Below are 12617 nucleotides of genomic sequence, written 5' to 3'. Positions count from 1 at the left end.
TATTTGTTCTTTTTGTTAAGGAAAAAAGGAAACAAAGAGGTATAGCGTAAATCTTTTCTGATTTATACCAATAAGAAATGCTTTGTTCAAAAGATATTGGACAAAGCATGTGTTTTCAAAAAATGAAAAGTATTATGTTAGCGAATTATCATTTTCATTCGGGAAAATAATCCATGGTTTGAAGGTTTTTGCTTCTTCAAAATCCAATGTTGCATAAGAAATGATAATGATGATATCATCTTTCTGTACTTTTCTTGCTGCAGGACCATTTAGGGTAATTTCTCCTGAATTTTTTTCACCTTTAATAGCGTAAGTTTCAAAACGTTCGCCATTATTAATGTTAACAATAGACACTTTTTCGCCTTCAATAATGTTTGAAGCTTCTAGTAGCGTTTCATCAATAGTAATACTGCCAATATAATTTAAATCGGCTCCGGTTACTTTAACTCGATGAATTTTAGATTTTATAACTTGAATTTGCATGCTGCAAAGTTAGATTAATTTAATGAAATGGTGTCAATCAGTCTGATAGAATTAACAAATACTGCTATAAATGCACGGTATTTTTTGCCATTCTCTTTTTGATTGATAGATAAAAGTGTTGATTCGTCAGCAATAACAAAATACTCTAATTCAAACTCTTTGTTGTCTTTGAAAGAATTTTCTACAAATTCGATTGTTTCCTCTGGACTTTGATTCTGGAAAATTTCTTTTGCCTCGCTTAAAGTTTTGTAAATAATAGAAGCATCTTTTCTTTCCTGTGCTGTTAGGCGCTCATTTCGAGAACTCATGGCAAGCTGGTTTTCTTCTCTAAAAATCGGACAGCCGACAACATTAACGGGTAATTCCGTTTTTTCAACCAATTTTTTAACAATCTGAAGCTGCTGAAAATCTTTTTCTCCGAAATAAGCATTTGTCGGAGTTACGATTTCAAATAAGCGTTTCACAATTGTTCCGACTCCGTTAAAATGCCCAGGTCTGAATTTTCCTTCCATCTGGTTTTCTAATCCGTCAAAATCAAAAGTCTGCGAAACAGTATTTCCCTCATAAATATCTTCGACAGAAGGAGCGTATAAAATGATTTTATCACTTAATGTACGCATTTTCTTAATATCTTCTTCGAGAGTTCTCGGATATTTTGCTAAATCTTCTGGATTATTAAATTGAGTTGGATTGACAAAAATGCTCACTACTGTGTCGTCGTTTTCTTTTAGCGAACGTTGCATTAAAGCCAAATGTCCTTGGTGTAAAGCGCCCATGGTTGGTACAAATCCGATGGTTGAATTTGCCGTTTTGATAGTTTTAAGATAGGCTATCAAGGCTGCTTTACTGTAGAAAATATGCATTGAGGTATTATTAAAATTTAGTGCAAACATAATATATTAGTTATAAACTGCATAAATTTTTGTAATTTTGCGACGTTTTTATTACCAAAATTAAGTAAAATACTATTATGAAAGATAAGAGGATATTATATGTATCATCTGAAGTCGTGCCTTATTTGGCTGAAAATGAGGTTTCTTTAATGTCTTATGACGTTCCGAAAATGATTAATGACCAAGGCGGTCAGATAAGAATTTTCATGCCAAGATATGGGAATATAAATGAGAGAAGACATCAATTACATGAAGTGATTAGACTTTCAGGGATGAATTTGGTAGTGAATGACTTAGATATGCCATTGATTATTAAAGTAGCATCGATTCCGAAAGAAAGAATCCAGGTTTATTTTATTGATAATGATGAATATTTCAAACGTAAAGCAACCTTTACTGATGAAGAGGGCGCTTTATATCCAGATAATGACGAAAGAGCAATTTTCTTTGCAAAAGGCGTTGTAGAGACGGTAAAAAAGTTGAACTGGGTTCCTGATATTATACATGTTCATGGATGGTTGGCTGCAATGCTTCCAATTTATATGAAACATTACTATAAACATGAAGCCTTGTTTTCTGAAACTAAAATTATTACTTCTGTTTATGGTCAATCATTTGATGAAAACCTAGATTTAGAAATGATCAATAAAGTTAAGTTTGATGGTGTTCCTCATGAAGCGGTTTCAGACTTAGAAGTTCCAAATTACGAGAATGTTTTAAAAGCCAGTATTTTACATTCAGACGGTGTGATTATTGCGTCAGAGAATGTTTCTCCAAGTTTAACAAAATTTATAGAATCTTCAGGAAAACCTTTTTTACCTTTCGCCGGGAAAGATGGGTTTGCTGATGCTTACACCAACTTCTATAGAACATTTGGACTTTAAATTTTAATTTTTATTATTAGACATGTATAAAACTTCTTTTATTAAGAAAGCTTTTTTAGCTGTAATTGCTATTTCTCTATATTCTTGCGACAAAGATTTTAATGCGATTGGTGATGGTTTGGTTGGTGATGATCATTTTGGACTTGAGGCTGAAAAATATGATGTTTTAGCATTTAATCAAGAAGTGACTCCAGTTCAGTCAAATAGCATGACGCCAAATGCTCTTGGTATTTTTGATAATCCGCTTTTTGGAACTACAACTGCAAATTTTGTAGCTCAAGTAGGACTTGCATCTTATGCTCCAACAATTGGCGAATCTCCTGTAATTGACAGTGTTAGAATACAGATTCCTTATTTCAGTCATATCACCGCTACTGATAATAGTGGTAATAATACGTACGAGCTAGATTCTATCTATGGAAATAAAAACGGGAAGCTGAAGTTAAGTGTTTATGAGTCTGGAATCCAGATGAGAAGTAGTTACTTTAGTGGAGGAGGTCAACTGCCACAATATTACTATACAGATCAAAATACTGAATTTAATAGTAAAAAAGTAGGGGAAAGATTAAATGATAATATTGCTAATAAGCTTGAAAATGACGAATTCTTTTTCAGTGCAGCAGAGTATAAAGATAGTATTACGACGGATGGTAAGAAAACAATCACAAGGGTAAAGCCTGAAATGCGTTTGCACTTAAACAAGAAGTTTTTTCAAGATAAAATATTAAATGCCCCTTCTTCTAAGCTTGCAACAGAAGATGTTTTTCAAGAATACTTTAGAGGTTTGTACTTTAATGTAGAAAGGTCTGGATCAAACCCTAGCAATATGGCATTGATGGATTTTAGCGCTGGAACGATTACAGTTTATTACAAAGCTAAAACAGCATCTACAGCCGATGATGCCGCTGCTACCGAAAATAAGACTATTGTTTTGAATTTGAAAGGTGTTTCTTCAGCTACATCTGGGACAGTTAATTTTCTTGAAGATGCTCGAAACCCAGATTATGCAAGCGCTATAACCACCAATGTAAATAAGACAGAAGGAGACGAAAAACTGTATTTAAAAGGAGGCCAGGGATCTGTTGCAGTTATAAAACTTTTTAATCCAACAGATGTATTAAGCTATAATGCTGCAGGTGAACCAGTAAGTGGAGCAAATGGCGTTCCTGATCAATTGGATGAGATAAGAAGTAATGCTGTTGTTAAGAATTGGAAAGTTAACGAAGCCAATTTAGTTTTTAATATTGATGCTGAGAAAATGGCAAATACAGAAGAGCCAAATAGAGTTTATTTGTATGATTTGACAAATAATGCTGTTTTGGTAGATTATTCTACGGATCCAGCTTCTACTTATGGAGGATTAATTAGCGTAGGTTCTGATAAAAGAGGAAAAAGTTATAAAATTAGAATTACAAACCATTTCCGTAATCTGATAAAAGATGCTACGGCTAAAAATGTAGATTTAGGACTGGTTGTTTCTCAAAGCCCAATTGCTGTAGCATTTAATCCGTTGAAGAACAAAAATGAGATTATATCTGCAGCGCCAAGAACATCAGTTATGAGTCCTTTGGGTACAGTCATTTATGGCGGAAAATCTTCAGTTCCAGTTGATAAAAGATTGCAACTTGAAGTTTACTACACGAAACCAAATTAATAAATATATATGTGTGGAATTGTTGGATATATCGGTCACCGAGATGCCTATCCTATTGTAATAAAAGGATTAAAGCGTCTTGAGTACAGAGGATATGATAGTGCGGGCGTTATGTTGTATGATAACGAGTCGAGCATTAAAGTTTGCAAAACAAAAGGTAAAGTTTCTGATCTTGAAGCTAAAGCAAATGAAGGCTTTACAACAAACGGAAATATTGGAATTGGACACACGCGTTGGGCGACTCACGGTGTTCCAAATGACGTGAATTCGCATCCCCATCTTTCGAATTCTGGAGATTTAGCAATCATTCATAACGGAATTATTGAAAATTATGCACCTTTAAAAGAGGAGCTTATCAAAAGAGGTTATACTTTTAAGTCAGATACAGATACTGAGGTTTTAGTTAATTTAATAGAAGAAGTTCAAAAGAAAGAAAATATTAAATTAGGTAAAGCGGTTCAAATTGCACTAAACCAAGTTGTTGGAGCGTATGCAATTGCTGTTTTTGATAAAAAAAATCCAAACGAAATTGTAGCGGCAAGATTAGGAAGTCCGTTAGCAATTGGAGTTGGGGAAGGTGAATATTTTATTGCTTCTGATGCTTCTCCATTTATTGAATATACTTCTAATGCGGTATATTTAGAAGATGGCGAAATGGCTAATATCAGATTGCATAAGCCAATTAAAATTAGAAAAATTCAGGATGACTCTTTAGTAGATCCTTATATTCAAGAACTTCAAATGAATTTGGAGCAGATTGAAAAAGGAGGGTATGATCATTTCATGCTAAAAGAAATCTACGAACAGCCAAGTGTAATTAAAGATACTTATAGAGGAAGACTTCATGCAAATGAAGGAATCGTTCAAATGGCTGGTGTTGAGGATAATCTAGAGAAATTCTTAAATGCAAAAAGAATTCTTATCGTTGCGTGCGGAACTTCTTGGCATGCAGGTTTAGTTGCAGAATATATCTTTGAGGAATTTACCCGTATTCCTGTAGAGGTAGAATATGCTTCTGAGTTTAGATACAGAAATCCAATTATCAATAAAGATGACGTAGTTATTGCAATTTCTCAATCTGGAGAAACTGCAGATACTATGGCGGCTATTAAATTGGCAAAAGAAAACGGAGCATTTGTATTTGGAGTTTGTAATGTAGTTGGTTCTTCTATTTCTAGAGAAAGTCATGCTGGTGCTTACACACACGCTGGACCAGAAATTGGAGTAGCTTCAACAAAAGCATTTACGACTCAAATCACAGTTTTAACGATGATTGCTTTGAGATTAGGAAAAGCAAAAGGAACGTTATCAAATACAGATTTCCATACTTATCTTCAAGAATTAGAAATTATTCCTGAGAAAGTATCTGAAGCCTTAGAAACTGATGCTAGAGCTAAAGAAATTGCTGCTGCTTTTAAAGATGCGCCAAACTGTCTTTATTTAGGTCGTGGCTATAATTTCCCAGTGGCATTAGAAGGAGCACTGAAACTAAAAGAGATTTCATATATCCATGCTGAAGGATATCCTGCTGCGGAAATGAAACATGGTCCGATTGCTTTAATTGACGAATTTATGCCAGTTATTGTCATTGCTCCTAAACAAGGGCATTACGATAAAATTGTAAGTAATATTCAGGAAATTAAATCAAGAAGCGGTAAAATTATTGCTGTTGTGACAAAAGGAGATGTTCAAGTTCGTGAATTAGCAGATTATGTAATCGAAATTCCAGAAACTTCAGATGCATTATCGCCATTAGTAACGACAATTCCACTGCAATTGCTTTCTTATTACATTGCTGTAATGAGAGGCTGTAATGTGGATCAACCACGTAACTTAGCAAAGTCTGTTACGGTAGAATAGTTTATTTTTCGAAATACAAATATGTTAAAAAAGCGAGATTTTCATCTCGCTTTTTTTTATTGTCAATAATTTTTTTGAAGGGATGTATTTTTATGAAATTTTCAGTTTTTTAGTGAAAATTTATATGTATGCATAGTATATTGGTTTTTCTTCTTGATTTCTTTGTTTTTATTCTAATAAATTCAATTACCAAATAGTTAAAATATTGTAAAAAATCATGCTAAATATTAATTTTATTTAACGTTTTTTTATACATATTAAAATATTTGCTTATTTTGGCTACATATACTAATCCAAAAACTAACCCTAATGAGAATCTATTTGCTAATTATGTTGTTATTCAGCGGAGTAACTTTTGCGCAGAATACAATTACAGGTTCGGTTACAGACAGTAACAAACAATCTATTCCAGGTGCTAATGTTGTTGTGGTCGGAGAAAATAGTGGAGCTTCTACTGATTTCGACGGATCGTTTAAATTGACTACCAATTCTAAGCTGCCTTTTTCGGTAAAGGTTTCTGCAGTAGGATTTGAGTCTAAAACGATAAACGTAACAGCTGCTAATCAAAAATTAAATGTTGTTTTAAAAGATGAAGAAACTAAATTGGATGAGATTGTAGTTTCTGCATCAAGAACGCCTGAAAGGGTAATTGAATCTCCTGTTACAATTGAGAGAATGGGAATTCAGGAGATAAAAAATACTACGGCGGCCACTTTTTATGATGGTTTGGAAAATTTAAAAGAAGTAAATTTCAATACGAGCAGTATTTCTTTTAAATCAGTAAACACTCGTGGTTTTGCTACTGTTGCCAATACTCGTTTTATGCAATTGGTAGATGGTATGGATAACTCTTCTCCTGCTTTGAACTTTGTATTGGGTAACTTAATTGGGGTTTCAGACATAGACGTTGCAAGTGTTGAGCTTTTGCCAGGAGCTTCTTCTGCGCTTTATGGTGCAAACGCTTTTAACGGAATTATGTTTATGACTAGTAAAAGTCCGTTTACAAATGAAGGGATAACGGCTTACTATAAATATGGTCAAACTAGCCAAGATGCAGCCGGAACAAATGATTATAATGATTTTGGAATTAGAGCTGCAAAAGCATTTACAAAACACTTTGCAATGAAGGCCAATTTTACTTACATGGAAGCAAGTGAGTGGATTGCAAATGATACAAGAAGTATGACGGGTGGTTCTGTTGGGCATGCTATGAATCAGAATTATGACGGATTGAATATTTATGGTGACGAGGTTACTACTTTTATTCCGAATGTAGGGCAAGTTAGTAGAACGGGTTATCGTGAGCAAGACTTGACAGACAATAAAGTTCAAAGTATGAAAGCTGATTTTAGTGCGCATATTAAACCATGGGCAGACGATACAGAATTTATACTGCAATATAAAATTGGTACAGGAAGTACTATTTATCAAGGAGCAAACAGATATGCATTAAAAGATTTCTTAATGCAGCAAGGTAAATTTGAAGTTAAGGGTAAAAACTTTTTTGGTAGAATATATTTTACAAGTGAAGATGCAGGAAACTCTTATGATATGAGATTTGCTGCATGGAACGTAAACAGAGCTGCAAAATCAGACCAAGAATGGTTTACAAACTATGCAACGGCTTATCAGTATGCGGGTGCCGTGATGGGAACAGATGCAAATCAATCTGCTGCTATCGCAAGAAACTTTGCCGATTATAATGTTTTGCCGGCGCAAATTTCATTTCTTCCAAAACCAACTGGATCTGCAAGATTTGAACCAGGTAGCGCACAGTTTAATCAGGCATTGTCTACAGTTGTGGCAAATCCAGATTTAACTCAAGGAGCAAAATTTATTGATCATTCAAAATTATACCATTCAGATGTGAATTATAATTTTAGAGATATTATCAAATGGGCAGAAGTTCAAGTTGGTGGTTCTTGGAGAAAATATGTAATGGATTCTGAAGGGACAATTTTTACAGATTACGATGGTCCAATTGAATATAAAGAATACGGAGCTTACGCGCAGCTTCAGAAAAAATTCTTAGAAGACAGATTGAAATTTACTGGGTCTTTACGTTACGATAAAAGCCAAAACTTTGATGGAAATATTTCTCCAAGAGTATCTTTTGTGTATTCTGCTGGAGCAAGTAAAAATCATAACTTCAGATTGTCTTATCAAACAGGTTTCCGTAACCCAACTACACAAGATCAATATATTGGTTTAGACCTAGGGCCATTTGCTTTAATTGGTTCTGCGCCAGAAAATTTAGATCGTTTTCAGGAAACTGTAAATGTGAGTGCGGCGGGACAAGCAGCGGGTCAGCCAGCTACAATTGGAATGTCAGGACAAAATGCATATCGTAATGCATATACAGTAGCTTCTGTTCAGGCGTTTGCAGCTTCTGCAAATCCAGGAGATCTTCAAGTTGCTGATATTGGATTGGTAAAACCAGAGCAGGTTCAGGCTTTTGAAGTTGGATATCGTACAGTAGTTCAAAACGATTTATCTGTAGATTTAAATGCTTATTATAATATTTATAATGACTTCATGAATACTGCAAGAGTTATTTCTCCTTACTATGGAACGGTTGGTACAGATCCGACAAATCCAGCTGTGCAGCAAACGTATCAGGCACTTGCTTTTGGAGACAGAAGAGTGTATCAGGTATATACTAATACGACAGCTCAGATTTCTTCTTTTGGTTTTGGAGCAGGTTTAAATAAAAAAGTATATAAAGATTTTGAAGTAGGAGTTAACTATAATTATTCTCAATTTAACTTTGATCAGTCAGAAGATCCAGATTTCGTAGCTGGGTTTAATACGCCAAAACATAGAATTAAAGCTTCTTTTGGAAATGCAAAAGTGACTAAAAACTTAGGCTTTAATGTGAATGTAAGATGGAATTCTGAGTATTTATGGGAGTCTTCTTTTGGGGATGGTATGATTCCAGAAAATACAGTGCTAGATGCTCAGGTAAATTATGCACTTCCAAAATGGAAATCAGTTATTAAAGTAGGAGCAACAAATCTTTTTGGATCAGATTATCTTCAAGTAATTGGAGCAGGAGCAATTGGTCAGATGTGGTTTGCTTCATGGACAATTAATCCGTAAGTGATTGCTGGGTTGTAATGAAAGAGATAATAATTTAAAAAGTACTACAATGAAAAAAAATATAAAATGGCTGTTTTTGGTTTCGTTAACCGTCTTGGCAGCATGTAATAATGATGATAATGATGCTCCGGCAGAAGTTCCTGTAACTCCAGGTTCTGCAGTTTTTACCAAATATATTGCGCTTGGGGATTCTTTTGCTGCAGGATACAGTGATAATGCTCTTTTCAAAAAAGGACAGGAGAATTCCTATGTGAATATTTTGTCACAGCAATTTGTTGAAGCTGGCGGAGGCGCATTTGCTCAGCCTTTAATGAATGATAATATTGGCGGATTGCTTTTGGGAGGAAATGTTGTTGCGGGAACAAGATTATATTTTAACGGTCAAGCTCCTGTGAATGTTTCGGGTAAACCAACTACAGAAATTACAAATCATCTAACAGGAACATTTAATAATATGGGAGTTCCAGGGGCAAAATCTTATCATTTGATTGCTCCGGGTTATGGAAATGTTGCCGGAGCGGCAACAGGAGCAGCAAATCCTTATTTTGCTAGATTTTCAAGTTCGGCTACTGCTACAGTTTTAGGAGATGCTGTGGCTCAGGCTCCAACTTTCTTTTCTCTTTTTATTGGAGGAAATGATGTGTTAGCTTATGCAACTTCTGGCGGAATCGGTAAAGATCAGACAGGAAATATGAATCCAGCAACTTATGGCAGTAATGATATTACAGATCCAACAGTGTTTAAGAATATCTATTCTAATTTGGTGACGACTTTAACCGCAAATGGAGCAAAAGGAGTAGTAGCAAATCTTCCTTATATTACGACTCTTCCTTATTTTACAACAGTTCCTTACAATCCTGCACCGCTTTCTGCAGCTTTAGCAACGCAATTAAATGCGGGTTATGCTGTATATAATGCTGGTCTGCAACAATTGGTAGCGGCTAAAATGCTTTCTGCAGAAGAGGCTACAAGAAGAACAATTACATTTAAAGCAGGAAATAATGCAGTAGTAATTGTAGACAGCTATTTGACAAATCTTTCAGCAGCAGGACTTCCGTCTTATAGACAAGCGACAAAAGAAGATTTAGTAGTATTGTCTGCAAGAACTTTCATAGGAACAGCAGTTGGAGGTGATGCAACAAAAGTAAATGGACTTTCTGTTCCGTTAGCAGACAACTGGGTTTTGACAAAAGACGAAGTTGCGGAGGTTAAAAAAGCGACAGATGCTTATAATGTTGCAATAAAAGCTATTGCAGATGAAAAAGGCTTGGCATTTGTTAACACAGTAACAACAATGACACAGTTGTCAAGTGGCGGTGTGAAATTTGGAAATTTTGTAATGTCTTCTACTTATGTAACAGGCGGCGCTTTCTCTTTAGACGGAGTTCATCCAAGTGCAAGAGGATATGGGTTAATTGCCAATATCTTTATTGATGCCATTAATGAAAAATACGGTTCTACACTTCGTCATGTAGATTTGGCTAAATATCCAATTCAATATCCAGCTACACTTCCGTAATTGGATATATGTTTAAAATATTTCAAAAAACCGCTCATTTTTACCAATGCAGCGGTTTTTTCTTTTAATAAAAAAAATGCCGTTTTTGTTGTTTTTTGGTCAAGTTTTATGAATCAAACAAAATGATGCTATTTTTTATGAAAAAAAAATTGATTTTATATTTTAAAAAATTATCTTTGCGCTCTGAAAAAAGAGGTATTTTCGATAAACCTAAATAGCTATTTAATAAATACATAAGTAATGTCAAAAGTAATAGGAAAAGTTGCTCAAATCATTGGACCAGTAGTAGACGTAGTTTTCAACGGTAAAGATGTTGAACTTCCAAAAATTTATGATTCACTAGAAGTCACTAAAAAAGACGGAACTATTTTAGTTCTTGAAGTACAATCTCACATTGGAGAAAACACTGTTCGTACAATCTCTATGGACTCTACAGACGGTTTGTCAAGAGGATATGAAGTAGTTGGAACTGGTAATCCAATCCAAATGCCAATCGGTCCAGACGTATATGGACGTTTATTTAATGTTGTTGGAGATGCCATTGATGGTTTAGGTGATTTGCCTAAAACTGGAGAAAACGGTTTGCCTATTCACAGACAAGCTCCTAAATTTGAAGATTTATCAACTTCATCTGAAGTTTTATTTACAGGTATCAAAGTCATCGATTTGATCGAGCCTTACGCAAAAGGAGGTAAAATTGGATTGTTTGGTGGTGCAGGTGTTGGTAAAACAGTATTGATTCAGGAGTTGATCAACAATATCGCAAAAGGTCACGGTGGACTTTCAGTATTCGCTGGAGTAGGTGAAAGAACACGTGAAGGAAATGACTTGCTTCGTGAGATGTTAGAGTCAGGAATTATTAAATACGGTGATGATTTCATGCACTCTATGGAAAATGGAGGATGGGATTTATCTAAAGTAGATATGCCAGGAATGAGAGAGTCTAAAGCTACTTTCGTTTTCGGACAAATGAATGAGCCGCCTGGAGCTCGTGCACGTGTGGCACTTTCAGGATTATCTATCGCTGAATATTTCCGTGATGGAGCTGGATCAGACCAAGGAAAAGATGTATTATTCTTCGTTGATAACATCTTCCGTTTTACACAAGCAGGTTCTGAGGTATCAGCACTTTTAGGACGTATGCCTTCTGCTGTAGGTTACCAGCCAACTCTAGCAACAGAGATGGGAGCTATGCAAGAGCGTATTACATCTACAAACAAAGGATCTATTACATCTGTACAAGCGGTTTACGTTCCTGCGGATGACTTAACTGACCCGGCGCCGGCAACAACTTTCGCGCACTTAGATGCAACAACGGTATTGTCTCGTAAAATTGCTGAGTTAGGTATCTATCCTGCAGTTGATCCGTTAGATTCTACTTCAAGAATCTTAACTCCACACATCTTAGGTGATGAGCACTACAACTGTGCGCAAAGAGTTAAAGAGATTCTTCAAAAATACAAACAATTACAAGATATCATCGCTATCTTAGGTATGGAAGAGTTATCTGAAGAAGATAAACTTGCAGTATCTAGAGCACGTCGTGTACAACGTTTCTTGTCTCAGCCATTCCACGTAGCAGAGCAATTTACAGGTATTCCAGGTGTATTAGTTGATATTAAAGATACTATCAAAGGATTTAACATGATCATCGACGGTGAGTTAGATCACCTTCCAGAAGCTGCTTTCAACTTGAAAGGTTCTATTCAAGATGCAATTGAAGCTGGAGAGAAAATGTTGGCAGAAGCTTAATATAATTATGAATTATGAGTTATAAATTATGAGTTTCTACTCACTTATAACTCATAACTTATAACTCATAACTCAAAAAAAATGATTTTAGAAATAGTATCACCAGAAGCGAAATTATTTTCAGGAGAAGTTACTTCGGTTACTTTACCAGGAGTTAATGGTAGTTTTCAAATTTTAAATCATCACGCTCCAATTGTTTCTATCTTAGAAGAGGGAACAATTAAAATTGCAGCTCCAAGCTTCAGTTTTTCAAAAGAGGCAGCTGATAAATTTACGAGAGTTAATGATCAAACTTATACTTTAGAGATTAAGTCAGGAACAATCGAAATGAAAAACAATAAGATAATTGTTTTAGTTGACTAAGACGATTTCAAAATAAGCAGAAAAGCCAGACATTCTTGTCTGGCTTTTTTTATTTTATTACTTTTGAATTATTAGAATCTCTTTATAAAATATTTGATCAAATGTAAAAG

Annotated in this window: 9 protein-coding genes; 7 read left to right on the top strand and 2 right to left on the bottom strand. The window is 34.9% G+C overall.

What is annotated here, in order from left to right:
* Positions 1-132: 132 nt before the first annotated feature.
* Together panD and panC are read right to left on the bottom strand one after the other, a co-directional pair.
* The gene (gene panD, locus AC3E9W_RS01540) at positions 133-483 is read right to left on the bottom strand and encodes an aspartate 1-decarboxylase (protein ID WP_008465481.1); all 351 of its coding nucleotides are present in this window, start codon (positions 481-483) and stop codon (positions 133-135) included.
* Positions 484-497: 14 nt separating this feature from the next.
* On the bottom strand, positions 498-1376 hold the full coding sequence (panC, locus tag AC3E9W_RS01535) for a pantoate--beta-alanine ligase (protein ID WP_488766455.1): 879 nt from the start codon (positions 1374-1376) through the stop codon (positions 498-500).
* Between the two features lie 77 nt (positions 1377-1453).
* Between panC and AC3E9W_RS01530 the strand changes: the two genes are divergently transcribed.
* The 7 genes from AC3E9W_RS01530 (at position 1454) to AC3E9W_RS01500 (ending at position 12507) form a co-directional block, all read left to right on the top strand.
* Entirely contained in the window at positions 1454-2260 is an 807-nt protein-coding gene (locus AC3E9W_RS01530) for a glycogen/starch synthase (RefSeq protein WP_306153700.1), read from the top strand.
* 22 nt (positions 2261-2282) lie between these two features.
* Positions 2283-3914, top strand: coding sequence for a BamH family beta-barrel-assembly machinery protein (bamH, locus tag AC3E9W_RS01525; RefSeq protein WP_488766453.1), 1632 nt, complete (start codon positions 2283-2285; stop codon positions 3912-3914).
* A gap of 9 nt (positions 3915-3923) precedes the next feature.
* Positions 3924-5774, top strand: coding sequence for a glutamine--fructose-6-phosphate transaminase (isomerizing) (gene glmS, locus AC3E9W_RS01520; protein ID WP_456894518.1), 1851 nt, complete (start codon positions 3924-3926; stop codon positions 5772-5774).
* Positions 5775-6083: 309 nt separating this feature from the next.
* The gene (locus AC3E9W_RS01515; RefSeq protein WP_488766452.1) at positions 6084-8873 is read left to right on the top strand and encodes a TonB-dependent receptor domain-containing protein; all 2790 of its coding nucleotides are present in this window, start codon (positions 6084-6086) and stop codon (positions 8871-8873) included.
* A 49-nt stretch (positions 8874-8922) separates the two neighbouring features.
* A complete protein-coding gene (locus tag AC3E9W_RS01510) occupies positions 8923-10392 on the top strand; it encodes an SGNH/GDSL hydrolase family protein (protein ID WP_488766450.1) in 1470 nt (489 codons plus the stop codon).
* 240 nt (positions 10393-10632) lie between these two features.
* Positions 10633-12144, top strand: coding sequence for a F0F1 ATP synthase subunit beta (atpD, locus tag AC3E9W_RS01505; RefSeq protein ID WP_091489608.1), 1512 nt, complete (start codon positions 10633-10635; stop codon positions 12142-12144).
* 81 nt (positions 12145-12225) lie between these two features.
* Positions 12226-12507, top strand: coding sequence for a FoF1 ATP synthase subunit delta/epsilon (locus tag AC3E9W_RS01500; protein ID WP_177211684.1), 282 nt, complete (start codon positions 12226-12228; stop codon positions 12505-12507).
* The last annotated feature ends 110 nt before the right edge of the window (positions 12508-12617 follow it).

Source organism: Flavobacterium sp. 38 (assembly GCF_057799715.1).
The sequence above is the reverse complement of the archived record's forward strand: the minus strand, read 5'-3'. Positions and strand labels throughout refer to the sequence as shown.